This is a genomic window from Novosphingobium sp. SL115, assembly GCF_026672515.1.
Lineage (GTDB): Bacteria > Pseudomonadota > Alphaproteobacteria > Sphingomonadales > Sphingomonadaceae > Novosphingobium.
In genome coordinates, this window is record NZ_JAPPRG010000001.1 from 240407 (window position 1) to 265926 (window position 25520).

The 25520-nt window shown below is 63.2% G+C and carries 26 protein-coding genes and 1 pseudogene; 5 read left to right on the forward strand and 22 right to left on the reverse strand.

Annotated features, from left to right (window positions below; translation table 11 throughout):
- Positions 1-24: 24 nt before the first annotated feature.
- The 17 genes from OVA07_RS01085 to OVA07_RS01165 form a co-directional block, all read right to left on the reverse strand.
- Positions 25-1473, reverse strand: coding sequence for a conjugal transfer protein TraH (locus tag OVA07_RS01085; RefSeq protein ID WP_268169621.1), 1449 nt, complete (start codon positions 1471-1473; stop codon positions 25-27).
- Positions 1473-2297, reverse strand: coding sequence for a conjugal transfer protein TraF (traF, locus tag OVA07_RS01090; RefSeq protein ID WP_268169622.1), 825 nt, complete (start codon positions 2295-2297; stop codon positions 1473-1475). Before traF ends, OVA07_RS01085 begins: the two co-directional genes overlap by 1 nt.
- 35 nt (positions 2298-2332) lie before the next feature.
- Positions 2333-4462: a conjugal transfer protein TraN gene (locus OVA07_RS01095; protein WP_268169623.1), complete on the reverse strand. Its 2130-nt coding sequence runs from the start codon at positions 4460-4462 to the stop codon at positions 2333-2335.
- Positions 4459-5292, reverse strand: coding sequence for a type-F conjugative transfer system pilin assembly protein TrbC (trbC, locus tag OVA07_RS01100; RefSeq protein ID WP_268169624.1), 834 nt, complete (start codon positions 5290-5292; stop codon positions 4459-4461). Before trbC ends, OVA07_RS01095 begins: the two co-directional genes overlap by 4 nt.
- Positions 5262-6275 (reverse strand): conjugal transfer pilus assembly protein TraU, encoded by a 1014-nt coding sequence (traU, locus tag OVA07_RS01105; protein WP_268169625.1) that lies wholly within the window; start codon positions 6273-6275, stop codon positions 5262-5264. Before traU ends, trbC begins: the two co-directional genes overlap by 31 nt.
- Positions 6272-6994 (reverse strand): type-F conjugative transfer system protein TraW, encoded by a 723-nt coding sequence (traW, locus tag OVA07_RS01110; RefSeq protein ID WP_268169626.1) that lies wholly within the window; start codon positions 6992-6994, stop codon positions 6272-6274. Before traW ends, traU begins: the two co-directional genes overlap by 4 nt.
- Positions 6991-7509 (reverse strand): S26 family signal peptidase, encoded by a 519-nt coding sequence (locus tag OVA07_RS01115; protein ID WP_268169627.1) that lies wholly within the window; start codon positions 7507-7509, stop codon positions 6991-6993. Before OVA07_RS01115 ends, traW begins: the two co-directional genes overlap by 4 nt.
- Positions 7493-7954: a TrbI F-type domain-containing protein gene (locus tag OVA07_RS01120; protein ID WP_268169628.1), complete on the reverse strand. Its 462-nt coding sequence runs from the start codon at positions 7952-7954 to the stop codon at positions 7493-7495. Before OVA07_RS01120 ends, OVA07_RS01115 begins: the two co-directional genes overlap by 17 nt.
- Positions 7955-8123: 169 nt before the next feature.
- Positions 8124-8315: a hypothetical protein gene (locus OVA07_RS01125; RefSeq protein WP_268169629.1), complete on the reverse strand. Its 192-nt coding sequence runs from the start codon at positions 8313-8315 to the stop codon at positions 8124-8126.
- A gap of 188 nt (positions 8316-8503) precedes the next feature.
- The gene (traC, locus tag OVA07_RS01130) at positions 8504-11080 is read right to left on the reverse strand and encodes a type IV secretion system protein TraC (protein ID WP_268169630.1); all 2577 of its coding nucleotides are present in this window, start codon (positions 11078-11080) and stop codon (positions 8504-8506) included.
- Between the two features lie 5 nt (positions 11081-11085).
- Complete coding sequence (locus tag OVA07_RS01135) at positions 11086-11949, reverse strand: hypothetical protein (RefSeq protein ID WP_268169631.1); 864 nt, start codon at positions 11947-11949, stop codon at positions 11086-11088.
- Positions 11946-12866 (reverse strand): DsbC family protein, encoded by a 921-nt coding sequence (locus OVA07_RS01140; RefSeq protein ID WP_268169632.1) that lies wholly within the window; start codon positions 12864-12866, stop codon positions 11946-11948. Before OVA07_RS01140 ends, OVA07_RS01135 begins: the two co-directional genes overlap by 4 nt.
- A gap of 12 nt (positions 12867-12878) precedes the next feature.
- Complete coding sequence (locus tag OVA07_RS01145) at positions 12879-14231, reverse strand: TrbI/VirB10 family protein (RefSeq protein ID WP_268169706.1); 1353 nt, start codon at positions 14229-14231, stop codon at positions 12879-12881.
- Positions 14231-15025 (reverse strand): type-F conjugative transfer system secretin TraK, encoded by a 795-nt coding sequence (locus tag OVA07_RS01150; protein ID WP_268169633.1) that lies wholly within the window; start codon positions 15023-15025, stop codon positions 14231-14233. The genes OVA07_RS01145 and OVA07_RS01150 overlap by 1 nt, the downstream gene beginning before the upstream one ends.
- On the reverse strand, positions 15022-15609 hold the full coding sequence (locus OVA07_RS01155) for a type IV conjugative transfer system protein TraE (RefSeq protein ID WP_268169634.1): 588 nt from the start codon (positions 15607-15609) through the stop codon (positions 15022-15024). The genes OVA07_RS01150 and OVA07_RS01155 overlap by 4 nt, the downstream gene beginning before the upstream one ends.
- A 10-nt stretch (positions 15610-15619) precedes the next feature.
- Complete coding sequence (traL, locus tag OVA07_RS01160) at positions 15620-15904, reverse strand: type IV conjugative transfer system protein TraL (RefSeq protein ID WP_268169635.1); 285 nt, start codon at positions 15902-15904, stop codon at positions 15620-15622.
- A 69-nt stretch (positions 15905-15973) separates the two neighbouring features.
- Positions 15974-16288 carry a hypothetical protein gene (locus tag OVA07_RS01165; protein ID WP_268169636.1) on the reverse strand — a complete coding sequence of 105 codons (315 nt, stop codon included), beginning with the start codon at positions 16286-16288 and terminating at the stop codon, positions 15974-15976.
- Positions 16289-16539: 251 nt separating this feature from the next.
- On the opposite strand from OVA07_RS01165, the gene OVA07_RS01170 reads away from it, so the two are divergent.
- The 5 genes and pseudogenes from OVA07_RS01170 (at position 16540) to OVA07_RS01190 (ending at position 19913) form a co-directional block, all read left to right on the forward strand.
- Positions 16540-17181: a hypothetical protein gene (locus OVA07_RS01170; RefSeq protein WP_268169637.1), complete on the forward strand. Its 642-nt coding sequence runs from the start codon at positions 16540-16542 to the stop codon at positions 17179-17181.
- Between the two features lie 562 nt (positions 17182-17743).
- Positions 17744-18072 (forward strand): annotated as a pseudogene (locus tag OVA07_RS01175) (IS701 family transposase); the annotation flags it as partial.
- Between the two features lie 207 nt (positions 18073-18279).
- Positions 18280-19137 (forward strand): phosphodiesterase, encoded by an 858-nt coding sequence (locus tag OVA07_RS01180; RefSeq protein WP_268169638.1) that lies wholly within the window; start codon positions 18280-18282, stop codon positions 19135-19137.
- A gap of 193 nt (positions 19138-19330) precedes the next feature.
- Complete coding sequence (locus tag OVA07_RS01185; RefSeq protein ID WP_268169639.1) at positions 19331-19621, forward strand: type II toxin-antitoxin system RelE/ParE family toxin; 291 nt, start codon at positions 19331-19333, stop codon at positions 19619-19621.
- An 82-nt stretch (positions 19622-19703) separates the two neighbouring features.
- Entirely contained in the window at positions 19704-19913 is a 210-nt protein-coding gene (locus OVA07_RS01190; protein ID WP_326493083.1) for a HigA family addiction module antitoxin, read from the forward strand.
- A gap of 214 nt (positions 19914-20127) precedes the next feature.
- Here the strand turns inward: OVA07_RS01190 and OVA07_RS01195 are convergent, their stop codons facing one another.
- The 5 genes from OVA07_RS01195 to OVA07_RS01215 are packed head-to-tail and all read right to left on the reverse strand — an operon-like array spanning position 20128 to position 25466.
- On the reverse strand, positions 20128-21219 hold the full coding sequence (locus tag OVA07_RS01195) for a zinc-binding dehydrogenase (RefSeq protein ID WP_268169640.1): 1092 nt from the start codon (positions 21217-21219) through the stop codon (positions 20128-20130).
- Complete coding sequence (locus OVA07_RS01200; protein WP_268169641.1) at positions 21219-21725, reverse strand: cupin domain-containing protein; 507 nt, start codon at positions 21723-21725, stop codon at positions 21219-21221. Before OVA07_RS01200 ends, OVA07_RS01195 begins: the two co-directional genes overlap by 1 nt.
- An 18-nt stretch (positions 21726-21743) precedes the next feature.
- Positions 21744-22526, reverse strand: a complete 783-nt coding sequence (locus tag OVA07_RS01205; protein WP_268169642.1) for an SDR family NAD(P)-dependent oxidoreductase — start codon at positions 22524-22526, stop codon at positions 21744-21746.
- Positions 22516-23163 carry an alpha/beta fold hydrolase gene (locus tag OVA07_RS01210; RefSeq protein WP_268169643.1) on the reverse strand — a complete coding sequence of 216 codons (648 nt, stop codon included), beginning with the start codon at positions 23161-23163 and terminating at the stop codon, positions 22516-22518. The genes OVA07_RS01205 and OVA07_RS01210 overlap by 11 nt, the downstream gene beginning before the upstream one ends.
- On the reverse strand, positions 23160-25466 hold the full coding sequence (locus OVA07_RS01215; RefSeq protein WP_268169644.1) for a TonB-dependent receptor: 2307 nt from the start codon (positions 25464-25466) through the stop codon (positions 23160-23162). Before OVA07_RS01215 ends, OVA07_RS01210 begins: the two co-directional genes overlap by 4 nt.
- Positions 25467-25520 lie beyond the last annotated feature (54 nt).

Sequence of the window (25520 nt, forward strand, 5' to 3'; positions counted from 1 at the left end):
CGGGCCTTGGCTGTCTGTTCGGCGCTACTGGAGCTGGGTCCCGAGCGACCTCGAGAAGCGCAGGGCTGCTGCCATCTGCGGCGAGAGCTGGCTGCGCAGGCTCTTCTCGAGCATCTGCGTGCGCTGGATCAGGGCGAATGTCTGATCGAAGCGCTGCGACGTGCGCGCTGCGATCCCGAGAAAGTTGCGGCGGGTTTCGTAAAGGCCCTCGCGCCATTCCCGCAAGGAATCGGCGTCGGCCCCGTTGAAGTCCGAGCGCGCGTTCACCGCCATGTCGATGAAGCGCATGGTCATGGTGGTGACAAGGTCGACCGCGACGATCTCGGAAAGATCGTTTAGTTCCTGGGCTGATATGCCGAACTCGGCCGCGGCACTGACCGTAATAATCTTGTAGACGGGTACGCTGGCCATACCGAGCAGCTGCACTTCAGCCGGCGTGAGCGCTGCGCCAGGATCGCGGACCTTGCGCGCCATGCTTTCGATGAGGGTGCGAACGCGCGCCTTGATCGCGGCGTTGGGCCCGATGACCATCTGCGTTTCGACAGGGCGCATGCAGGTGGCGCTGTCGCTGCCGCAGCTCAGCACCTTGTGCGGGCTTGCGGCCGTCCCGTCGAGCATGGCCGAGATCAGTGCGGCGTCGGCAGGGCCGATGAACTGGACGCGCGGCTTTCCGTCCGCGCCCGCAGGATCGTAGATTACCGTGCCGACAAGCGTCATCAGGAACTCGCGGAACTGGGTGTCGAAGCCGCCGTATTTTCGCGAAAGCGCCTTCCAGGTGTAATTGTTGGGCATGCCGGCAAGTTCGCCCATGGCGGGATCGGAATTGGCGGCCTTGAGGCTCTCGCGCTGCCCGCCGTTGTTGCATTGCTGTCGTGCTCGCGCCCAGTCGGCGACGGCACCCTGACTATTGGCAATCGCCTCGCAGACCACCGAGGAGGCGGTGTCGCTGGTTGGCCACAGACCGCCAACCAGCGCCTGCGCGGTTTCGCAGCTGGCAATGTTCATCTGGTTCATCTGCTGCACCTTCTGGGCCAGCTCATCCATGACCTTGCCGATTTCCGGGGAGATCGTGTCGATCGCGAGCTTGAAGGCAAAGCCGAGGGCATTGTTGGCCGTCGCCTTCATCATCGCAACGAGTTCGGCGGTGTTGATGAACGAAAAGGACCCGGAAAACAGGTCGATCCCGCCGCAGCCTGCACGGGCATGGGGCAATTGCAGGTTGAAGGGCTGGATACTCTTCTGGGGAAAGCGCGACCAGACCGAGCCCATCGAGTAGTATCCCGCCGATTGCCCGCGATAGGCGCTGGGCCCGGTGACATTGGCTGCGGCGCCCATTTCGCTCATGAATGTCGACATCTCGCCTTCGACACCGGCCCGCGCAGACATCGGACTGCCGAGAAGAAGAGCGGCGACGGCAACAGCGCCTGTCAGGCGTCGGTGCAAGGTCTTGGGGCGAGGGAACAGGCGCTTCATCAGAAGTCGCTCCCGCTCTTGACCGTGGTCAGCTGGAACACCCGGTCGAGGATCTCGTCCTGGCTGAGAATGCCATAGCCGATCGGCATGGGGCGGCGGGTTAGGCTGTCGAACAGGACCAGGGCCGGTACTTGCCGGTCGCTACCGAGGCCGAGACGCGCATATTGTCCGGTGTCGACCATGTAGTCGCGAAAGGTCGTCGAGGGACCGCCATCCATCGACACCGCCAGGACCGGAAAGGCATAGCGATTGCTTACCGCCTTGAGGATCGGGGCAAAGATATCGCAGGCGCCGCAGCTCGACGAAAAGAAATAGAAGACGCCGTAGCGGCGGGAGATATCGGCCATGAGCCGGTCGCGCTCACCCTTGCGCTGGTCCAGCCAGGCGCGCTTGCCCAGCGTCGATACCGGCCGCTGCAAGGTGTAGTCGAGCCCGGGATTCTGCCACAGGGCGCGCTGCCAGACATCGGCGAACGTCGAGGAGCGATCGAGCTGCGCGCGCTGGAAGCGGATATAGGACGTGACGTTCTCTGGGGTGGGTTCGAGAATGGCCCTCGCCTTGCGCTCCTCGAGCTCGGCCCCGATCGCGGCCAGCGTTGCGCGGGGCGATGGGGCGGGGCGCGCTGTAGCGCGATCGCTTTTGGGGCGGTCGCAGTAGAACCAGGTGCCGAGCTGGCGCTCAGTACAGTAAAGCGCATCCGCCTGATGGCGGATTTCGATATCGCTCACGTCGTCCGCTGCTGCGCGCGCGCCTGGCGCACAGACGACAGCAATCGCCAGGCCAAGGACGCCGAGCGACCCGATGGTTGCAGTCGAGTTTGACATGGCATGCTCCTTTCAACTGGTGGGTGCGAACAGGATCACTGCGGCGCTTGTGCGTAGAATTCGCTGATCTTCTTCTGGACCTCGACCAGCATGGCGGCTTCCTCGGGCAGGCGGGCAGCCTCGGTAAAATCGGCGTAGATCTCGGCAAAGTTCATGGCCGAGAGATCAAGCTGCTGGAATTCGAACACACTGAAGCCGGCGCAACTTTCGCTCTTGGGTGCCGCCCATGGCTTGCGCAGTTGCACCCTGCCCTGTTCCTGGAGCATGCGGGTCAGCTTCGAGGCAAAGCAGCAATAGGCATCGCGCTTGGTCACGCAGACGCCAAGGACCTTGGACGAGCAGTAGGTCCCGACCTTGTGGCACAGGCCTGCGTCGTCCTTCTTGTCGAGTTGCTGTTCGGCAGCGCTGCATAGCCAGGGGGTCAGGATCGGTGCGCCCTTGCCGGTGCAGCAGTTCGAGATGCCGAAGATTTTCCTGGCACAAGTCTCGCGCGTGCCCTTGAACAGCGACAGGTCGGTCTCGCTGAATTCCGCATTGGCCTGCCCCAGGGCATGGAGTCCGACCAGGGCGTCCTTGAACTCGTCGGAAGCTTCGCGCTCGACCGTCTCGCACTCACCGTTCAGGCAATAGATATCGCCCGAGCACAGATATTGCTGGGGAGCGGAGCCGGAACCCGGAATGGGGCATGCGTAGCTCCGCTCGCGGACCTGGCACGATCCGTCGGCAGCAGGGGGGTCGTCGAGGCAACTCTCGCTCGTTTGCCGGCACCCCTGGGTTGCCTCGATACTGGCGCAATCGCTGTTGCCGCCGACCACCTCCTGGCATTGCCAGGTGCGGGTCTTCTCCCAGCAAGCCTGGCGGATGGGAATGCCGGCAATGACGCGGGTCTGATCCGGAGCACTGCAGGTCTCGCCGGTTGATGTGCATTTGACGGGATCGGCTGTACAGGCGCTCTCCGACCAACCGGCAGTGAACCAGCGCCGCTCGCTGCGCTCTGGCAGCAGATCAGGCACAAGCGTGCTGCACGCATAGACCTCTTCGGCAGGGGCAGTCACGAGGCAACGCAACTTGCCGCGGGCCACCGGGTCGCCTTCGAAATCCCACGACAGGCAAAGTTGCCGCTGGTCCAGACCGACAGGGCCCGCCTCGGTGCGCATACAGGATGGCGCGGCCAGCTGTTCGGTGCATTGCTGCAAGTCGGTCAGGTATTGCGTTGGAGCACCACTGGACGGATCGAGGGCCAGAGCCCGGGAGAGGCCGGATCGGTTGCAACGATAGATGTGGCCGCTGGCTTCGAATGCTCCTGCCGGCGGCGGCGCGGTCGTCGTGCCGATGAGGAACGCGTCTGGATCGGACACCAGCGCGTCGCAAGTGTAGGATGTGACGGTGAGATTGTACTCAGGCACCGGCGTGGTCCCGGTACTGCGGCACTGCGCAGCGCCAGCAAGGGCCGAACAGCCCTCGTAACTGGGCGAGGACACGCAGACGTACTGGTAGGACAGCGCTTCCCATGGCTTGACCTCGAGCGTGGTTCTGCAGCTTGCGTCATGATCGACGATGCTGGTTCCGAGATTGCAAGTCATCTCCACGCTGGAGGGCTCGGTGGTTCCGGATGGCAGTGGCGTGCAGGCGCCGCCACTGCCATCGGCTGTCATGCCATCGACGTAGCGCTCCGGATCCTTGGCAATGGCAGCAGCGCGCGAAAGGTCTTCGCGGCGGACGTCGACTCGTGGCCGAGACGTTGAATTGGCGGTGCGCCAGGCCTCGCTTCGGCCTGCGGCCACAGCGCCGTCCGACGCCAGAGCATCGGCATGATCGTAGTACTGTGTCGCTTGCGGGTAGCTGGCGGAATAGCCCGGCACCCGCGCCGCAGCCCCTGAAGCCGTCGGTATTCCCTGATAGGTCTGGCGCAAGGCGCTACCCAGTTGCCGGGCCTCGTCACGGGCCTGCTGAGGTGTCGTCGCGGATGGGGGCGGCATGGGAGTGGCGGTGGCGGATAATGTCGGTTCGGGCGAAGAAGCGGGTTGTCCGGCCTCCGGAGGCAGCGCCGGCAGCGCTTCGAGTAGATCGTCGGGTGGCGGAACAACGACTTGGCCCCGCGCGCTGTAAGCGCAGACAAGATGCGCGATTGCAACCAATGCTGCAGAGCTTGCGCGCAGCGTCATGGATGCTGCGCCTTTGCCAGTCTGGCAAGAGCAACACGCGCAATGGCCGAGCCTTGTCCTCGCGTCTCGGCGAAAGTCTCAAGTGCATAAGCCAGCGTGACATTGCCGACCATGCGCTCGTGTGGCGGCAGGGCGTTGATGCAGTCCAGACCATCGCACAGTTCGTAAGCGCCGTCGGCCACGACGAATGTGGGAGCGGTCTCGACCCGAAAGGCCCGAAAAAGCCGCGGATCGATCGCGATATGGGCTTGTTCGCGCTGGTCGCGGATCACGCCGGAGAGCCCCTTGGCGAAGACCCTGGCACTGTTGTTCGGGAAACCGCGGAAGACGATCAGGCCTCCGGCCATGGTCGTATCGCGCACCAGGCGCTGCAAGGTCGCCTGCGGCATCGACAAACTGGCAAAGACGATCAGCAAGGGCCCTTCCCCCTCTGGTACTGCGGCATTGGCGGCAGCGCCATCGAGGATTGCTTCGAAATCGACGGGGCCCGGTTGGGCCTCCGCAGCGGCCAGCGGCGATGCTGCAACTGCCTGGCCCTGCGCTCGTCCGCCGACCTGCCCCGCCGCAGTGGCCTGTTCTTCGGCTGTCTTTGTCGCCGCAGCAACCAGGGCTTCAAGTTCGTCCTGGCTGGCAGCACTGCGCGCGCGAATGGCGGAAAGGTCGAGCCCCTCGATGCTTTGGCCCATGGCCGCGGACATGCCCGCCAGGAGCGCCAATCCGGCGAAACGAACCGCGATGCTTGCAGCCGTTCGTCCTGAAGCGCGCCGCTTGCGCTCGGCACCTTTAGCAGCGACGCGCGTCACAGGGCGCAACAGTTTCGCTTGCGCCACGCAAGATAGCCAAAGTCCTCGCCCTTGACGGGATAGCTCTTGCCGGTCTGCGGGTTGATGGTGCTGGCCCCAAGTGGCGCGCAGGCAGCGCGGCCTTTGACGGTCGGCGTGGGGTTGGTCATCTGCAGGCGATACTGCTGCTTGCGCATGACCGGCATCGGGTACTTCGCGCAGAGCGCCTTGGAGCCCATCGTGCCCCAGGCAAGGCCACTGCGATGCATCTTGTAGAGCATGCGCGTTGCGACGAGGCGCGAGGCCTGGACCGGGGTGACGTGCGCGGCGACGTGACCGTTGAGGGGATACATGGCGCCATTGCACCCGGCGCACCAGAACAGCTGGTCGATCGGGAGCTTGGCGGTCGACGCAACGCAATCGGCCGCGCATGCTGCCGTCGCGGCCGGGTTGGCGAACAAGGCGACTTCAGGATTGAGGATCGAGGTGAGCGCGGAGTCCTGCCACAGCGGATCGAGTTCCGTGACATAGGCGACATCGAACGTGGTCTGCTCGAAACAGAGGAAATCGGTCAGGATCTCCATCCAGTAGAGCAATGGGTAGACGTAGTAGTGCGCCTGCCATTGCGAACTGTTCTGTGCCTTGCCGCCGACCTGTCCTGCACCCTGGACATGACCGCTACCGATGTCGAAGCCGGGATCGAGGCGGATGCCGCCAAGATTGGGAAAGCACCACGGCTTGTTGGTCACATCGACCAGCCTTGCCGGCTCCCAGAAGCCGATCGAAATTCCGATGCGCGGGATCGGACTGCCGCAGGCACAGAGCGGAAACGAAGGGTTCTTGGGGTCCGGTCGCGATCCCTTCCAGATTGCCAGACCGCCCACCGACAAGGGAAACAGGCAGGACCAGCACACATCCGTCACCGGATTGACGAAAGTGCCATGGCAAGGCGCGCCCGCCGCATGCGCCGGCGAGACTGTCGCGACAAACAGCGCGGCCGACGGCAGAAGCGCGAGCAAGACTCTGGTCATGACGCGGGTCCTTGGCGTGCGCGATCGGTAGGCGCAGGCTTTGTCGGCCCGGCCTGTCCGGGCACCTCGCTATGGCGCTCAGGGCCGTCAGGAACGGGAACCTCGGCAATCCTGAGGTGCGTGTCGGTTGCCGTGACGACCGCAGGCGTGTGGCGGATGCCGAAACGCGTGACGAGGGCGCCGCGCTGGTCGAACCAGAACCTGCGCTGAAACGGTTTCATCGCATCGAATGGTGATCCGGCAACGAACACGATCTTGGCCTTGCCCGGAGCAAAGCGGCGCGTTGCCCAGGCCAGCTCTTCCTCACGGCGTCCGTCCACGAAGACGAGCGCGCCGGGCATCGGGACAAGCGCCAAAGGATTGACCCGGGTTCCCTGTGCCGCGATGCGCTCGCCCCTGGCACCGACGATGTCCTGCTCGAGCATGACCGAGGGATCGAATAGCCATTCGCGGGGACGTTCGGCAGGGGTGATGCCTGTCAAGGGTGAAGGGCGGCGAACGCTGGCAACGGCTGCGCGCTGCATTCTTGCCTGCAGTTGCGCGATGCCGCCTGATGTCTCGAGGCTCCGTAGCCGCGTCGCAATGACGCTCAGCATGTCGGTCTCGATGATCGGGAAAGTCTCGCCCAACCTGCCGTGATCGATCGCGGCAAGGGGCGCCGAAGCCGTGAGCAGGGCAGCGCCACCAAGCGCTGCAAGCGCAGGGGTCAACCGGGTCATAGCGTCGCGTCCCCTGCCCCGATGATGCGTGCCCTGCACACGAAGCCGACTTCTGCGTAGCGGCTGTCAAAGCCGTCCTCATGGGCCGTCCCGGCATAATAGCAGTCTTGCGGGACTCGCCCCGTGGGGCCAGGCGTGAGCGCTTCTCCGCGCGTGGTGCGCGGCTTCATCCTGGCGACGGGCACCCCGCCTACCACGACGCTCTCGCCGCGGTGAACGACTGTGTCGCCGGGCATGCCCAGCACCCGCTTGGCAAAAGGTGCGGGCGAGCGTCCGAAGTGCGCGCGAATCAGCGGATTGTCAGGCGGGGCGAAGACAACGAGCTCGCCACGCTGCGGCATCCGGCCCTTGTCGATGAAGAAGGCCCACTCGGGCAAGGATTGCGTGGTGTTGATCAGGATCGCGTGATCGTCACGCCATTCGGCCAGCGCCGAGCCTGCCACGAGCGCCAGGCCTAGACCGCCGATCGCCCGCCAACGGCGGGAGGGTTTCCCAAGCTCAGCGAGCAGCGACATCGGACTCACCGCTCGCTTTCGATGTCGTCGCAGGCCTCGCCCTGCCAGCAGGCCGCGCCATTGCCTCGCGCATCGCGTCCATGACCGGGCTGCCTGCCCCACTGCCGGCATCGGGCACAGGAATACGGGCATAGACTTCCCGGCGTACGGCCTGGGTCACATCGGGTACATCGCCTGCCAGCACGGCTTCGCCCACGAGCACCACCTGACCCTGCGCGCCGCGGGCCTCGAGATTGCCCTGGACTGCGCGCATGAAGGCTTTGGTTTGCGCAGTCACGGTATCGGGCGGCGTCTGCGTCCGTGCCTGCGCGCTGACATACTCGCCGATCATCGACGACAATTGGACGCGCACGAACCTGGGCGTTGTAGCAGGCCTGGCTACCTCACGGGTTACCCAGGCGCCCCACAAGCCGATGGCAACGCCAAGTCCAACGAGCCCGGTCATTCTCCAGTTGCCTGTCCGCCTCGAGGCGACCGCCGTGCCGACGGTGGGCTGTGTGGGTCTGGGCTGTGTGGGTCTGGGCTGTGTGGGTCTGGGCTGTGTGGGGCTGGGGTTTGGTGAACTGTCTGTTTCGAACAGTGGCCCGGGACTTGCCTGCACAGGCCTATGACGGTCATCCATGGCGCGGCTCCTTCTGCAGCGATGGCGCACGTGTCGGGAAAGTGGTTGGCAGCGATCCACGGCGCAGGACAGCAATGACAAGGAAAAGCAGGACGTTGGCGCGCCAGAAGACGGCGCCAATGTGCGCTTGCCGTGCGAGGTCCGCCGCAAGATAGCGGCTCGCGAAGTTGTCGAGCTGCAGCACTGTGCCGCCGAAGCTGAACTGCCCCAAACATACGAACAACGCGAGCCAGGCAGCGCAGGTGCAACACAGGGTGACCAGCAGCCAACCGGCAAGGCATAGCCCTGCGTGGCAGGCCCCCTGTGCCCGGCGGGCAAACGATCGTGCCCGGCGAACAAGCGGTCCGGGGCACTCTCCTGAAAGCGGGGGGATCATCGCGCTTGCTCCGCCACGAACGTCGGCTCGGTGAGATCCGGAAACGCCACGCGCTCGACTGCATCGGCCAGCGGCACCCCCTGTCCCACCAGCGTCTCGATCGCCGAAAAGACCTTGGGGCTCGAGGAATAGAGCGTCGCCGAATAGGGATCGAGCACGAGGCGTCCGACCGCCAGGGTTTCGGGGCCCTTGATCAGGACGTCGGAGTATTCGGTGCCATTGCGTTTGAGGGAGCGGATCAGCGCCTCGGTCTGCCGATCCATCTCGAAGCGCTGGTGCCGGGCCAGGTCATTGACTGTCTCTTCCTTCTGCTGGAGCACGACCGACCAGTCGCTATTTTCCAGGGCCGCCAGCGAGCCTTCTGATTTGTAGAAGTCATTGAGTGACTGCGTTGCGGTGACCAGCGCTCCGCCATATTTGCGACAGGTGCGGGCATACGTTTCGATCGCCTGGCCCATCTGTCCACCGCCGAGCAGTTGCCAGGCCTCGTCGATCATGGTGAGTTTGGGGATCGAGCGATCAAGATCGCGCATCACGCGCAATGTCAGGAACATCAGGGCGGTGAGGGCAACCGAGCGCAGTTCGGGTTTCGAGGACAAGTCCGACAGTTCAAAGACCGTCAGGTCGGCAGCGAGATCGATCGAGCAGGACCCTGTAAAGAAGCGCCCATAGGTCCCGCCCGAGAGGAACGGCGACATCGCATCGGCAAGGTCGGCTGCGAACGCCGAGGGCATCGCGCGCAAGGCAGCAGCGATCGCATCGATCGTGCCCTCGCGCCGGTGTTCGCACCACACCTGGCTCACGGCGGAGTCGATCAACCCGCGCTCGGTGTCGGACAAGCGGTCCTGCTGACGGGCCATCTGCCCGACGATGGCCTTGAGCATGGCGAGGCATTCGACTTCGTAGTCCTCGCCATCGGCATCACCGTCCAGGGCATCGGCATCGATCATGTCGAAAGGATTGAGCGAGAACCCCGACGACAGCCGGAATTCGACAAAGGCACCGCCAAAGGCCTTGGCCATATGCTCGAACGAACGGCCGTCATCGATCACGATGACCTTGGCGCCGGCACCTGCCAGCGCAGCACAGACATCCTGGAGGAAGACCGACTTGCCCGAACCCGACTTGCCGAAGACGGCGACGTTGTGGTTGCCGGCACCGTTCTGGAACGGGGACCAGAAGAAGGGTTGTCCGCGTCTGCCCACCAGCAGCATGTGCGGGACAGCACCGCCGGTGTGTTCGCCCTGGAGCGGCGCTATCGCTGCCGCCGTATTGGTCAGCATCGTGCGCATGCGCTTCATCCGCCTGAGGTCCCCGGAAAGGCCATTCGGCAGGGATAGGGGCATGGCCGAGAGCAGGCTCATGACCTGAAGATAACGCTCTTCGACAAGGTCCCAGCCCGCGGCCCGATAGACCGACTTTAGCAGGCGCTCGTTGGCATTGCCCTTGCCGAGCGGCGACAGTGCGCCAACCGCATAGTAGGCCTGGACGAGCTTGCGACCCTCGCGCATTTCTGCCTGGACGTGCTGCCATTCGTCGCGCTGTTGGGCAAGTTGCGGCAGGAATCGGGCCGAGCGGGAATCGGCCAGGCTGGTGGTGCGCAGGACCTTGAGGCCGGTGCGCGAAGCAGCCGCCTCCTCGTCCGACGGCACGAAGCCAAGAACGGTCAGGACATTGCAGCCAAACCGCAACTTGTCGTTGAGCACATCGCCGACCAGCTTCTGCACGTCCCAAGGTGCCCAGTGGCGTGGTAACTGGCGGACCGAGAAAAAGCGCCAGTCGAAAGCGTCGGGCTCGTTGTCTGAGGGGGATGTTTCCTGCCCCGCTATCCTCTGGGCATTCGTCCGACCGGGCAAGCGGAGCACGATACGATCGGGAGACACTTCGCTGACGAGGTCACGCCTTACGCACTGCTGGTGGATCGGGTCGAGCGGTGAATAGAGGTCCGCACTTTCCGCGTTGTCGACGCTGGGCGCGAGCACCTCGCCCAGGAACGCGATCAGTTCGGCAGGGGCGATGTCGCGGAAAGAAATGTTGAGGGCCTGCAGAGTACCGCCAAGGCTCTCGCGGACGGAGCCGAGTTCGGACGCGGTGACAGACGATTGCAGCGGGGCGCCAATGCTGACGAGGACGCGATGCTGGCGCAGGCAGTACGGCGCATCGCGCGATAGCGAGCGCCAGGCGCTGCGCCGCAGGAAGTGCGCCCGGTGCTGTGCGGCGCGACCGTAGACGCCCTTGGCGAGGACCCGGGGCATGACCCAGTCGGCGATGCGCAGGCCAGTTGCCGGACTTTGCCAATGGATGATCTGGACTTCACAGCCAGCAGGCAACCCATCGGACAGGAACTGGGTGAGAATGTCGCCGGTGCGTTCGTCGGCGCCGACCATCGGCGCAAGCTCGACAATGAAGCCCATGCTGGCGGTGTTGATAAAGAGCCGCGTGGCGGGGTCGTAGCTGCGGTAGGGCAGCCAGTCCGAAAGCATCGGCGCGCCGGCCTCAACCGCGATGGTTTCGGCGCGCGCAGCATCGCCAAAGACAAGGTCGAGAAACCGGTTCCAGGCGCTGGTGGACATTGTGCTCACTCCCCCTCGGGGCCGGCAAAAGTTGCCGGCGCGTTGGTGACGACCAATGGGTCTGGCGGAGCAGCCCCCTCCTCGGGAACGGAACTGCGGGTCTTGAGGTGAGGCTCCAGGTCGACCGAGGGCGCTGCGCCACCCAAAGTCGTCGGCGCGGGCATCTGTGCCGGCACGCGCGCACCGCTGAGGCGCTCGGCGACCTCGGCCCTGATGCCTTCGATCGTCAGGGCAGCGTCTGGGTGCGCCCGGGCTGGCATGGGCACAAACCGGCCGGGCGCTTCCTGGACCGGGTGGAGGGTTGCACCCGGCGTAGCTTTCAGCGCGGGTGGAGCCGGCGCTAGATCAGCAGTGACGCTGTCCGCGTCGGCATCCCCAATTGTTGGAGCCAGCGAGCCCTCCGACAGCTGTGCCCAACCTCCCTGATCCGCCACGGCATGTACGACCCGGGCTTCGTGGAGATTGCCCGCTTCATCAATGAAGGCGGGAAAGACCACCCGCAACGTGCGAGCGTCGCGGTGCGCGAGGCTGTCACTAATGCGGGCAAAGTCCCGGTGCCTGGCAAACCCAGCGTCGCTCTGCGCGGGCGTCATGCCTTGCGTTCGTGCCGGCAAATAGCGCCGTGATCCGGCTCGTTGCGATGCAGGCCGCTGCGGGCGCGCCGCTGCGATCATTGCGATTGCCTGGTCGTCTATCACCATCGATGGCGCGCATGTGCCGCCTGGCGCGCTGCAGATGAAGCTGCCCTTGACGTTGTCAGGCAGAAGAATACCACAGCAGGACAGCGCTGCGCTGGAGATCATGATGAATATGGCACGGGTGAGGAAGCGGTGTCGCACCCTCGCGCATGCATCGGACGACAGCGTCACGACTTGCCTCCGCGGATCCAGGTCTCAAGGAAGGCTTTGGGGCGGAACCCTTCGATCACGGCGCCATCGCTGCGGACAATCACCGGCGTCCCGGCAATGCCCTGCTCGCGGGCAAAGCGCTCGTTGGCGTCGAGCGGTGAGCTATCGCAGAGCTTGGTGTCTTCGATCTCAGTGCCGGCGTAGGCGGACTTGACCGCCCGAGCACGATCACGTGCGCAGAACACCTGGTCGGCAAGCGCTCGGCTGCCAAGGATCGAGATCGGTCGCTCCACCACCCGTACGTTTATCGTCTCGAGCACCTGTGAGAGCGCCCGGCAATAGCCGCACCTGAAGTCGCTGAAGACCGTGACCGTCGGGCCAGTGGGATTGCCCCAGACAATGCCGCCAGCAGCGGGCAGTCCGACAAGTGACATCGTCCGGGGCATCCCGCTCGCGGCTGGGGTGGAGGCACCGCGGGCAGGATCTGTGTGGTCACGATTGCTTTTGGTGGAGGCGGATGCTTCTGCTCGTTCGGCACTGCCAGCGGCGGCACCACCCAGAAGCAGGTCGGGGTTCACGTCAAGCAAGCGCACCGCCGTGAGATCCTGCCGGGTCTCCATGTCATAGACCCGCCCCACCAGGAGGTAGCGCGCGGTACGATCGACATAGAATAGCTGTGATCCGGCGGTCACTTCGCACAAGCCTTCAACCAGCCTGCAGTCGACTTGGGTCACTTGCGTGCGGGGCAACCTTGTCCTGAGCAGGCGTGCGACGGCCTGCTCCGTTTCGCCAGACTGACCAGCACCCAGCCCACCGGCTTCAGCCCAGACCAGGGAAGTGCCGGAACCAAGCAGGATGGCGGCGAGCGGCAGGAGCGCTTTTCTCGCGTTGCCGACTGCCCGGGTCGCCATGCTGGTGAATTTGCGATTGGAATACATGGTCCCGCCTCGTCAGCCCTGGATGAAAACGCCCTCGAGAAATACGATCTCGACATCGATGCCGGTCGGCATCTCGATGACGGGCTGGTATTGTTCAGCCCGCTCGATCAGGTATTTCGAGACCATGTCGCCGGACGTCGCGACACCCTCGCCAATGCCGCCCTGGAAAATGTCCCCGGTCCCGAGCTTCTGGCGCTCACCGTTGACATTGACCGAACTGCCGGTGAGCAGCGCCGTGCTGTTTGCCGAAAAGCCCCGGCCGAAACCTCCGGCAAGCCCGGCTAGGAACGCCTGACCAACCAGCGCACCCTCGCGGCTCACGACCCGGCCACGCACACCGGTCTTGCCGCCGAAGGCGATGAAGCCTTTCACGTCCGATACGGCATAGCGGCCGCCTTTCTGCGGGCAGGTCATGCGCTGCAGCTTGACGTAGACCTTTTCCGACGAGAGGTCGCCGCGCGCCGCGCCATTGACGAGACAACCGCTGATCTGCGTCCTGAGCAGGCGTCCGCGGTCGTAGACCGAGCGCGCAGGACCCGTGATGCGCAGCACGACCGGCAGCGGATCGGTCTCGCTGCGCACCCCGGCATTGGCATCGACGCCGACGATGACCTTTGCCACCGCGATGGAATTGGGCGGCAGGTAGTTGGCACTGTCGGTATAGACGGTGTTGCCCTTGGGTACGGGCGAACCAGTTCCGGGAGGCGCATCGCCGAAGGAGACCAGGCTGACTTCGCTTTTGCGCTGGGCGACAATACCTGCCGCTTCGCCTGCCGCGCTGCCAGCAGAGGCGGGACTTGCTTGCGCATACAACGATGTGCCAGCCCCATAGAGTGCCGGAGCCGGTGGCGATACTGGCGTCGTCTTTGTCGCGTTGAGCGCAGCGCGTAGCTGGTCGTTCTCGGCCTGGTAGGCCGACAGGATGCGCTGTGTGTCGGCAGACACACTGCCGTCTCCGGCCTCGCCCGTGCCGCTGCCGAGCTGTGCCTGCTCCTGGTCGGCGCGTTCGGAGCGCGCGCCCAGCGTGCGCAGTTCGGTCTCGATGCTGGCGATCTGCGCCTCGGACTGGGCGCGCCACTCCTTCTCCGCCATGTTGGTGTTGACCATATCGTCAACCGACACGCCCGACGCCAGGGCATCCGGCGAAGGCCCCGACGGATCGTCGCCCGAGAAGATGTAGAGCGAGCCGGCAACAAGCGCGAAGAGACCAACACCTGCGAGACGCAAAGTCTGCTTGCGCCGCTCGGCCTCATTGATCGTGTTGGCATCGCCAAGCGGCGCGACTTCGCCCTGGGGCGTGCCTGTGGCCGGTGTCGGATCGAGCGCATGTCGTTGCTTTCGTCTGAACAGACTTGCGAGCTTCATCATCGCTCTCCCGCTTTCTGGATGAGGTAGACAGCCGAGCTCTCGTTGCTTGCGAGTTCACTAACCGGGGCCATGAAGGCGACTGCACCGCGCGCCGAGAGCACCGTCTCGTCAAGCTTGAGTGGCGCGCGGCCGGTATTGCGAACCCGCAGGACGAGACCTCGCAGGGCCTCCCCCCGGTATTGCCCGATCTGCTGGACTTCGAGCTTGCCGATCCTCACAGGCTCGAGCACGGCTTCGACCTGCTCGAATCCTTCAAGGGGCTCGCCTCGGTACATTGCCTGGACCAGGGTGGTTGCCGCCTCCTCGGGGGAGGCGACCCGCACAGCCTCTCGCTCTTCGTTCCCCTTGATGGCCCTGTTGGCAACGAACAGCTGCGCGGCGTCCTCGCCGCGGATTTCGCAAACGAACTTGTAGACGTAACCCTTGCGTGTCGTGCCGAAGAACGAAAGCCGGAGCTTCCCGAAGCCGTCGGGCACCGAAAGGTAGATGTCGCCGCGCGTTGGTTCGTTGACGATCTTGAAGTCGTCTTCCGAGTTACCGCTCGAGATCTTGGAGACCGAAGCAAACTGGTCGCCTTCAAGACTGATCCGGGTGAGGTCCTTGGCCGAGGCGACGCAGCCGACGGTGCCGTTGTCCGCGGCAAGAACAGTCTGGTCCGCCAGCGCGGGGCTTGAGAGGAGCAACGATGCGAGGCTTGTGGCACCATTTGCAAGCCGCCTGCGATCCCGTGCGCTCGGCAATGTCATGCGAAAGGGCATGGCCCTCGCAAAAGATGAAAGAACGGACGTCACGACGCGCCTCCGGGCTCGCCGCCGGCGCTTTCCTGTTGGTTGCGGACCTGCCCGAAGGCGAGGAGCCGAAGCGAGACGCCGGTGTAGCTCCAGACGAAGCGGAAGGTCCTCGCCTCGGCGCTGACTTCCTTCGATCCGACCACGGTGTGGAGCGTGCCGTTGACGTCGCTGGTCAGCGCCGACGGATCGACGACAAGCTTTTCCATCGTGAAATACTGCGACACGCTCGAGCCGCTCTGGTCGGCCACGACTTTCATCAGCTCGGTCTTAATCTTGCCGTGCGCAGCAGGATCGGTCAGGGCCAGGACGGCATCCATCCAGTACGGCAGGTTCGACGGGGACCGGTTGAGCATCAGCAGGGCGGCATCGCGGGTGACGAGTTCGAGATACTCGCGACTGACCTCGCCAGAGGTCAGCATCACCGGCCGCGGGAGAACGGGCTGCAGGACAACTTCTCGGCTCTGGCCGGCAGCGGCAAAGGCGAGCAGCAACGAGGCGCCGAAAAGCGAGAGTGAAGTCGCCGCCAGCAGATTGCGCTGCTTGAGCAGGCGCTGCGATTGCCGATGGGTGATCGCAAGATCCATGAGCGCCTCCTCAGCCTGCCATGATGCGAAGATGGGAGGGTGGCGTGGCCTTGAGGCCGATGAAGGCGCCCGGCAGGTGCCAGTAGGCCGTGTGGACAATCCAGGACACCGCCCTTCCCGCCTTCAACTTGCGCAATCCCCACCAGGCCAGAACGCTCAACATGAGCCCGATCAGAATATGTTGAGACAGGATCCCCCAGGCGAAGGGAACGATGAGGCCAAGAAACTCGTCGAGAGTCCAAAAGCCAATCAGTTCGGGATCGTCGAGGTGCTGAGGTACGGTGTATCTGTGCATGCCACGTCGCCACCCTCGGGCTGTGCCTTACCGCCCCCAAAAGGTCGGCGCGGTGCAGCCGATGGAAATTCAGATGGTTGCGGTGATCGCTGCCGTGACGATCGGCACGCCGGTGCCGACGCCGACGCCGACGGCGACAGGGATGGCGATCTGGGCAAAGCTGAACCTTCCTGCCGCAAGGCCAACGACACCGCCAGCCAGGCTGAGCACTGTGATAACCTTGCCGCCCGAACCTTGCAGGAAACCGGTGAACTTTGTCAGCGCGGCACTGAAGGTCTGGTCGGTTCCCGCCATGGCCATCTCGCTGCCAAGCCCTGCGGCAAGGGCAACGACGGTCGCGCCCTGAAAGAGGACTGCGGCTTTTCCTTTCCAACTGCGTGTCATTGGTCTTGGCTCCATCGGTAAGAAGGTGCCGCGTCAATTGCGGCTCAGGCCAAGGAGCGGGCGAAGTGGATGCGGGGCAACAGTGCTCCGAGACTGGCGGGAGCGAATTCCTCGAAGGGGGAGCGCAAGTCGCCAAGCATATCCACTAGCGGGGAACCTGTTTCCTCATGCGAGAAAGATGTTACCCAGATTTGGGTATTGCGGCACCTGATTGGGGGAATTGCGGTGCCTTTGATCAGGAAAAGTCCCCTATGTTCGAGTCGAAATCAGGAGTGGAGCTGTCTGAAGGTTCTGCATTAAATTCAATGAGATGCGGCGATTATAATCTTGACCGTCTAAGCCTCGATGTGATGCGATGGCGTCAAAGGGGAAGTTCAATGCTGCACGGGGCAATTACGCCGGAGACGGTTTTCCATCCTGTCATGGCCCTGCGCAATCCTGGCAGCCCCGCGGATAATGCCGAGGCCGAGACAGAGCAGTCCCGCTACAAGCGCCTCATCAACAGCGAACTATCGCGTCAGGCGATACCCCTGGCGCATATGGCCGACAGGCTGGGATTGCTGCGTACCAAGCTTCACAAGGTACTTCGGCAAGGGGCCTTTCTCAGTGACCAGCTTCGCGATCAGTTGTTCGAGCAGCTGGAGATCGATCACACCCGTGCAACGATCGCGGTCACGATGCTGAAGAGCGACGTTGCCTATCACGATCCTGCGGTTTTTCTCGCGGCAGAGGGTCTCAAGGGTCTTTATTGTGAGGCAGCGTCGGGCCGACGTGGCGAGATCCAGGTCGATTTGCGTCCCGTCATCATCCATACCGCCTTGGGCAAGACCTACGAGATGTTGCTCACGCATCAAGAGCGCGTACTCGAAGCGGACCGGACTCTGCTGAGCTAGTCGGCAACCTGGACGGGAACGACAGTAAGCCTGAACGGTCGTGTTGTCTGCCAGGCAACAATTGCTATGCAAATTTTCATGTTAGTTTCCGATCTTGAGATGTTGCTCGTTGCCCGCCTCGTGCGCGACAGAGGCGGTACCGCACAGGCATGGCGCCGGTCAGTCGGCACGGTTATCTTGCGTGACCAGACAACACACGCCCATTGCAATTGGGAAGTTCGACCCAGCGGCAGCGATGCACAGAATGCGGCTATCGAGAGCCTTCTTGATGAGGTGCGGCTGCGATACCCCATCGTCACGGGGGGCTAACGCTGAAAATGCGGGCATTGGACTTCGCGAGCCCGCTTCGTAAAACTCGCCCTTCGTTCACTGGACTGATCTGTGATGGCGAGAGAGCACGTTTGATACAAACCTTGGTCATTGTATATAAATACCAAGGATTTATAGCATGCTGCATGGAGCCGACGACTCATCGACCACGGGCGCTAGAGGTCGTTAGCGTTACAGTTGCACATTGGATGAGACTCAGAATCCATAGGTCTCCATGGTGAGGGGGCCGGGGATGGCGGATGCATGGATCGAGACAACGCTGGAACTATGGGCTTCCTCGCTGTGCGAAGTGAAGGGACGCAAGCGGGGTCTGTTCATGCAGGAGCGGGTTGCCGCGTCGGCGCACATGCTTCTGGACGGTTTACTGGGTGATGAGCGTCGCAAGACCGGTTGGATGCGGCCGATGACCCTAGTCCGTGGCGGCAGCAGGCCATTCTGGGCCGCGGGCGCTGGAACGCGGATGGGCTGCGCGACATCGCGCGGGATCATGTGGTCGAGAACCTCGCCACAGATGACGCGGTTCCGGGCATCGATGGCAAGGGTGGCTGCCGTTCGTGCCATGTTGGCGGCGAAGGGGCAAAACTTGCCACAGTGTCGGTCAAGTCTCCCGTCGTTTCGTCCTGCGCGATGTGTCACTCCCATCACATGGACAGCGGCGCACCGTGGGTGCCAGCAAAAGATCGAAAAAAGAACGATGTGCAGATCGTTGCCGTTGCCGACCGGCCACGGTTCCCGGTCAAGCTGCAATAAATGGCCTGCGGAGGGACGATGCTGATAGCGCAGGTCACCGATATTCATCTGGGCTTCGAACCCGATTGCCCGGATGAATTCAACAGGCAACGGCTGGACCGTGTGCTGGCCGAACTGGCCGCGCTGGAACCCCGCCCCGACATGCTGCTGGCCACAGGCGACCTGATCGATCGGGGTGACCGGGGCAGTTATCTGCGCCTGCGGGAAGCCTTTTCAGGCCTGCCCTTCCCGGTGCATTATGCTCTGGGCAATCACGATGACCGCGCAACTTTTGCAGACGTTTTCCCTGAAGCACAGTTTGATGGCGGCTTCCTGCAATATGTGGTCGATGCCGGACCCTTGCGCCTGCTGGTGCTGGATACGCTGGAAGAAGGCCGCCATGGGGGCGCATTCTGCGATGCGCGAGCGGCATGGCTGAACGCACGGCTTGATGAAGCGCCCGATGCGCGCACGCTGATCGTGCAGCACCATCCGCCGGTCGAAGTGGGCATCGCGTGGATGAACACCGATCCTGCCGAACCATGGGTGGAACGGCTGGCGCAAGCCTTGCGCGGACGCAGCAACGTGGTGGGCATCGTGTGCGGGCACATTCATCGCGCCATCACGATATGCTGGGAAGGCACCGTGGTCGCCACATGCCCGTCCACCGCGCCGCAAGTGGCGCTGGACCTGCGCCCGATTGATCCTGACGTGCCAGACCAGCGCAATCTCATCATCGCCGATCCGCCCGGCTATGCCCTGCACTGGTTCAACGGGCGCGAACTGGTGACGCATTGGGACACCGCCGAAGACCATCAGGTGCTGGCCCGGTATGACGATAACCTGCAAGGGATGATTCAGCACATGCTGGCCGAACGTCCCGCCATGCAGGATTAGGGTCAGGACCTTGCTGTCTGATTGCGACAACGGGGCCGCCGTTCGTGCACGGCGGGGTCAAAATTGGAATGTCCCATGGGGCTTTTGCAGTGGCCGGGATGGTCGTTTTGGAGATGGTGACCACTGATGCGGAGGGTTAGCCAAATGTCGCGCGACACTTGACGTTCAACGATACTTGTATTGCTAGTGGCGCATGGAAATCGAGAGCATCCGGCACAAAGGACTGCGGCGCTTCTTTGAAACTGGCAATGCCAAGGGTCTGGTCGGTGATGTGGGGCGGCTGCGCAAGATCCTTGCTCACATCGACGCCGCCGAAAGTTTTGCAGAATTGGCGGTCCCGCCAAACTTCGGACAGCATGAACTGACCGGCGACCGGAAGGTCACCTGGTCAATGACCGTGACGCGAAACTGGCGCATGACTTTTGGCCTGAATGAACAGGATGCCCTGATCTATCCGGATTTGGAGGACTATCATGGCGCTTAGGATGCACCCCTCGCTCGCCGTCCATGTGGGCGACTGACTGAAGTCGGAAATCGTCGCGCCCGCGCAGGTCAGCGTTACCGCCCTGGCCGAGCATTTCGGTGTATCACGGCAGGCCTTGAGCACTTTACTCAATGGCAATGCCTCGCTTTCCGCCGATATGGCGATCCGTTTCGAGAAGGCCTTCGGCGTAAAGGCCGATACGCTGTTGCGGATGCAGACGACCTATGAGCTTGCGCAGGCACGCGCACATGAGGGCGAGATTAAGGTAGGAAAGTTTGCAAACCCAGCCTGATCCGCCTTCAAAGGCCACGATCACGTTAACAACTTTAATGTCTTGTTCTGGGTCGTCTGCGGAACGACGAGGGCCGGCTGGCGAATGGTGAAAACCAGTCGTTCGATTTGCCATCAGGCAACGATAGCCCTCGAATTCCAAGTGGACATCTGGGTCCTCCGCCAGACACCGTGCGCCTTGAACAGTCGCCGCCGTATGGAACTGTCAACCATCGTCAGCGCCAAGGTTCCACTACGATTTTCACCTGATCGCCGGGCGCGGCCAGCCGATCGAATGCCGCAGCAGTTTCGGCGAGGGAAACACGATCGGTCAGGAATGCGCTGCCGTCGATCAGACCCTCACCCAAGGCGTGCAATGTGTCAGCGAACTCGTCCGGCGAATAGGCCCAGACGAAGCTGAAGCGCATCTGCTTGTTGATGCCGATGACCGGGACGATCCGGTCATCCTCCATGCATGCGCCGACCACGACGATGTGCGAAAGCGGCGGCGCATTTTCGAGCAGGTTCTGCAACATTCCAGGTACGCCGACGCATTCGAATACGACTGCATCGCGGACTGACCGGCCCTGCAGCTGTGCGTGGCCCAAAGAGGCGAGCGTTGCCGGAACGTCCAGCACCTCCCAGTGGTTATGGGCGGATGCCGTGGCTGGATCGACGACGATATGGGCGCCCATCTGCTCGGCCAGAGCACGGCGGGCGGGCGAGAAATCCGCTGCGATAACAGGACCGATGCCGCGCCGCTTGAGCGCGACGATGACAGCAAGCCCGATCGGGCCGCAGCCGATCACCATCGCCACACTCCGGCTGCCCGGATTGGCGACAGCAACCGCATGCGTGCCGACGGCCAGGGGCTCGGTCAGTGCGGCGATTTCCGACGGCAGGCCATTGGGGACTGGCAGCAACAGCGCCTCGGTCAGCGCGACCCGCTCAGCCAGTGCGCCCGAAAAGCGGGTGGAAAAGCCGATCAACTCTGGGCCACCGGGGCCAAAGGCAAAGGGCGTCGAAACGACGCGGGTCCCAGGCTTGAGACGCTTGTCGGTGCCGGGTCCATGATCGAGAATCTCGGCGCAGAATTCATGGCCCAGCACGAGATCCTGCGCGGGATCGATGGTATCGGGCGCGCCAGACCGTCTGCCGATTTCCACCCCATGTTCCAGATGGTGCACGGCATGCAGGTCCGATCCGCAGATGCCGCAGGCCAGTGTGCGGGCGACGACCTGACCCTGTTCGGGGCGCACATCCGGAACATCTGTGACAATCAGTTGCGTGCCCCGGCGCACCGCAGCGCGCATGGTTCCACGGTCCATCAGGCGATCGCCTTTTCGGACGGCTTGGCCTGGCCGTCCCACTTCGGCTTCTCCTTGCGCAACCCCTCGACGATCTTGTCCCAGAAAGCTGTCGTGCTGCCCTTGAAGCGAATATCGAAATTGTCCGCCGTGCGAAACTCGAGCACTTCAACACCCTCGGGCCCCGGCCTGTAGGTATAGGGGACATCGCGGCCGACGAAAAAGCCGTCGCCCGGCCCCAGTTGCTCGGTCCCCAGCTTCAGCGTGCCGGCGATGATATAATACAGGCAGTCGGCATTGTGGCTGTGCAGCGGGAGCGGGAAGCCGCTCTTGAACCAGGCGTAGGTCAGGCTCATGCCCGGCATCGCGAACAGCAAGCGTACCTCGTTGCCATCATCAGCCCCTTCAGCCGTGGCGCGGGCGATACCTGCGCCGATAACATCGGTGATCCCCGCATATTCCATGCACGATGTCTCGCTATAGGGCGGAGCGTCGGCCGTGCGATATATCTCGAAAGTGGTGGTCATCTTCTTTTCCCTTCAGCCTTAGGATGCGCTCAGGACTGCGCGCAAGTCGGGTTGTCCGGTATGGGCGGTGAGGCCGCCATCGACGGGGATCGCTGCACCGGTGACGCCGCTGGCATCATCTGAAGCGAGGAACAGCGCGACCGCCGCGATTTCCTCAGGCCGGGCAAAGCGCTGCTGCGGCACCTTTGCTTCCCACGCCTCGCGCAACCCAGGAATGGCGGCGACTCCATCGGCCAGCAGCGGTGTATCGACCGGGCCAGGGCAAATGGCATTGGCGCGAATGCCATCGCGCGCATGGTCGATAGCAAGACAGCGGGTATAGTTGATGACCCCGGCCTTGGCGGCGTTATAGGCGGTAAAGCCGTAATCGGCCGCGAGCCCGGAGGCCGACGCAGTGTTGACGATGACCCCGCCGCCCTGCGCCTTCATCTGCGGGATGACTACCCGGCAGGCATAAAAGACAGCGTCCAGGTTGACAGCGATGCAGCGATTCCATTGCGCAACGGCCATGTCCGGCGTTAGCCCGAAATTGCCGATGCCGGCATTGTTGTAGAGAATGTCCACAGTCCCGAAGCGCTCGACGCATCGATTGACCAGAGGCCCCATGGCTTCGGGATCGACGACGTCGATCACCTCGTGCACGGCCCTATTGCCCAGCTCCAGTGCCAAAGCCCGACCCCGGTCACCGTGGAGATCGGCAATCACCACCGAGCCGCCCTCTGCGACCAGACGGCGGACAAAGGCCTCGCCAATACCCGAGGCTCCTCCGGTGACGATCGCGGTTTTTCCTTCAAATCGCATGGTATTTCCTCATTCTGACAGCGTCTGCAGCCAGTAGAGCAGCGCAGCGGTTACCGCGTCGGGGCGATCCTGCTGGGTCCACTGCCCGCATCGCGGCGATCATGCCGAAGCCCGGCAGCATCGACAGCACGACATCGCGGGTGCCGCCGATATCGAGCGCGGGCTGACCGACCGTCGCTCCGCGCGAGGGGTCCAGGAAATCGACATCACGATGCTGGTTGCGATAGCGATTCAGGGGGCCGCGCAGTCCGTTGACCCGGAATTCGTTTGCCAGATAGGCAATGTCGTCTTCGCTCATCCATGCCGGGAAGGGCCATGGATCAGGCAGGCCGTCGAGCAGGCTCGCACCGGACGGCTTGCCATTGCCCAAGCCGTCCGGTGCCTCGCCTGCCAGCCAGTAATAGAAGCGTCGGATGAAGGCCTCGATATCATCAGGCTTGTCGCTGCCGCCATAGCCCCGGCAATCGATCGCGCAGACGGTATGGCCTACCGCAGCGATGGGGGCGCTCTGGTGCCGCCAGGCCGCCCAGCTTTCGGGAAACCCGTGCACGAGCACCACCAGCGGCCCCTGGCCTGCCACTGCAGCGTGCAGGGTAATGCCGTTGGCGGCGATAGCACGGAATTCCGGTGCGATCACAGCCTCCAACCCAGGCTGATGCCATAAGTCGCGGGGCGGCCCGCCATCCGCCATGCAGTATCGGCCTGGAAGGTCGAATTCCAGTAATAGCTGTTGAACACGTTACGCCCCCAGATCTGGACGCGAAGCTTGCCGTCTTCAGTCTCGACGCCAGCGCGCAGGTCGACCAGCGTGCGTTCGTTGATCCGCAGCAGCGCAGGATCGCCGAAGGTGGAGTTGGTCGCGCTGTTGAAATTGACATTGCCCCCCACCGTCGCGTTCCAGCGATCGCTCACTGCCCATTTGTATTGGACGTCGGCATTGACCTGCCATTTCGGGGTGAACGGAAAGGCCGATCCCTCGTAATCGGCAAACATGCCGGTGCCGTTGAAGCCGGTGAATTCGTCGATCCGGCTCTTGATATAGGTACCGGAGAGATTGGCGGTCAGGCCGTCGACCGGAAGCCAATTGACGGCGGCCTCCACGCCGTAAATGTGCGATTGCGGCACGTTGACCAGCTTTTCGAGCAGACCGAAAATCGGGTCGAGAATACGGCCGCGGACCTGCTTGTCCGAATAGTCGTAGTAGAATGCCGCCGCGTTGAATTGCAGCGTGCGATCGGCCAGCGGCAGCTTGAACCCGGCCTCATAAGCCAGCAGCGATTCCTGCGTCGCGGGCAGAAAGCCGGTAAAGGAGGAGGCGGGTACAGTGGGGAAACCACCAGCCTTCCATCCCCGCGACACGTTCGCATAAACGATGGCGCGATTGTCGAACGTGTAGGTGAGGCCTGCGCGCCACGATATATTGTCCTGGTCAAGCTGGTCAGACACCAGCGCAGGCTGGAATGCCGGACTGAAGGTGAGGCAGCTGCCAGGTCCGATCGGGTTGACCGGAAGCGCGCCGGTAAACAGCTGGGTCAATATGTTGAAGCTCAGGAACGTTGTACCGTCGGCATCATAGCCGCAGCCCTGGAAGCTTCGCTCGTTGCGAGTGTAGCGAATGCCGCCCTGCGCGGTCAGCTGCGGCGTCAGATCATATTCCAGATTTCCATAGCCCGCCCAGGTCGTCACTTTCTGGTCGGTGAACACGCCCGAAACGGTCAATATGGGCAGACCGGGAATGATCACGTTGCTGCTGAGATCATTGGTCTGCAAAATCTGGCGTTCATTTGCCCTGTCACGCGAATAGTTTGCGCCCAGGATCCACCGGGCATCGCCGGACGTACCGGTGAGGCGCAGCTCCTGGAAAAAGCTTTCGACATGGCCGGGCGTGTAGCTGTCTAACTGCCGCCATTGGGTCGCATCCAGATCCTGCCGGGCGTCGGTATTGAACTCAAGCCACGAAGTGATCGAGGTCAGCCGCACATCATCGGACACGTCCAGATCGGCGCGCAGCGATACCTGATAGAAATCATCGTCGCGGCGCATGGGGTTCTGTTGCGTCCAGTTGGCCGTGCGAGCGTTGGCCGGTGCCAGCGGCGTGGCGAGCACATAGGGATAGGCATTAGCGGGATTGTACGGCGTGTGCGCGATGAGCTGCGGGGCTTGGACATCGGACTTGTCGCGCCAGCCGTTGATGTTGAGCGTCATCGACAACTTGTCAGTCGGGTCCCACACGATCAGGGCACGCCCTGCGATACGCCGGGAATCGCCCAGTTCGTCGTTGCGGGAATAATTGCGTTGCCATGCGCCGCCCTCGTCAATTCGCGCGCTCAGCCGGATACCCAGCGTATCGGTGACCGGGCCGCTGACGAACCCGGACAGCTCGAAGGCGTTGAACCGGCCAAAGCTGGTGTCCAGGCCTGCCTCAAGCTCGTTGCCTGGCTTTTGCGAGATATAATTGATCGCCCCACCCGTGGCATTCTGGCCATAGAGTGTGCCCTGCGGCCCTTTCAGCACTTCGAGCCGCTGAAGATCGAGTGCGGCCCCTTGGGTCAGGATAGCGAAAGGCAACGGCACTTCATCGACATAAACGCTGACAGCGGGCGATGCCGCGAGGGTCGATTCGAAAAAGCCCACGCCGCGGATCGTATAGACCGGCGTCGCGATCTGGCTTTGCGTGAAGGTGAGGCCGGGAACGACCTTGGCGAGATCGGCAATCGTGCTGATGCCCTGGCTGCGCAACTGGTCGCCGCCGAGCGCAGTGACCGACATTGGTACAGAGTTCAGCGACTGTTCGCGGCGCTGCGCGGTGACGATGATTTCCTGCGCAGCGCCCGCTTCGGAACTTTGTTCTGCGTCAGGAGATGCCTGGGCCATGGCAGGGACCGCCATCAGGAATGGCAGGCAGGCGGCGCTGGCAAGCAGCAAGGTGCTTTTCGACAAGGTGCTCTCCTCTGTTCTGGCAGCTTTTGCTGCTGCCTTGACCAGAGAAAAGCA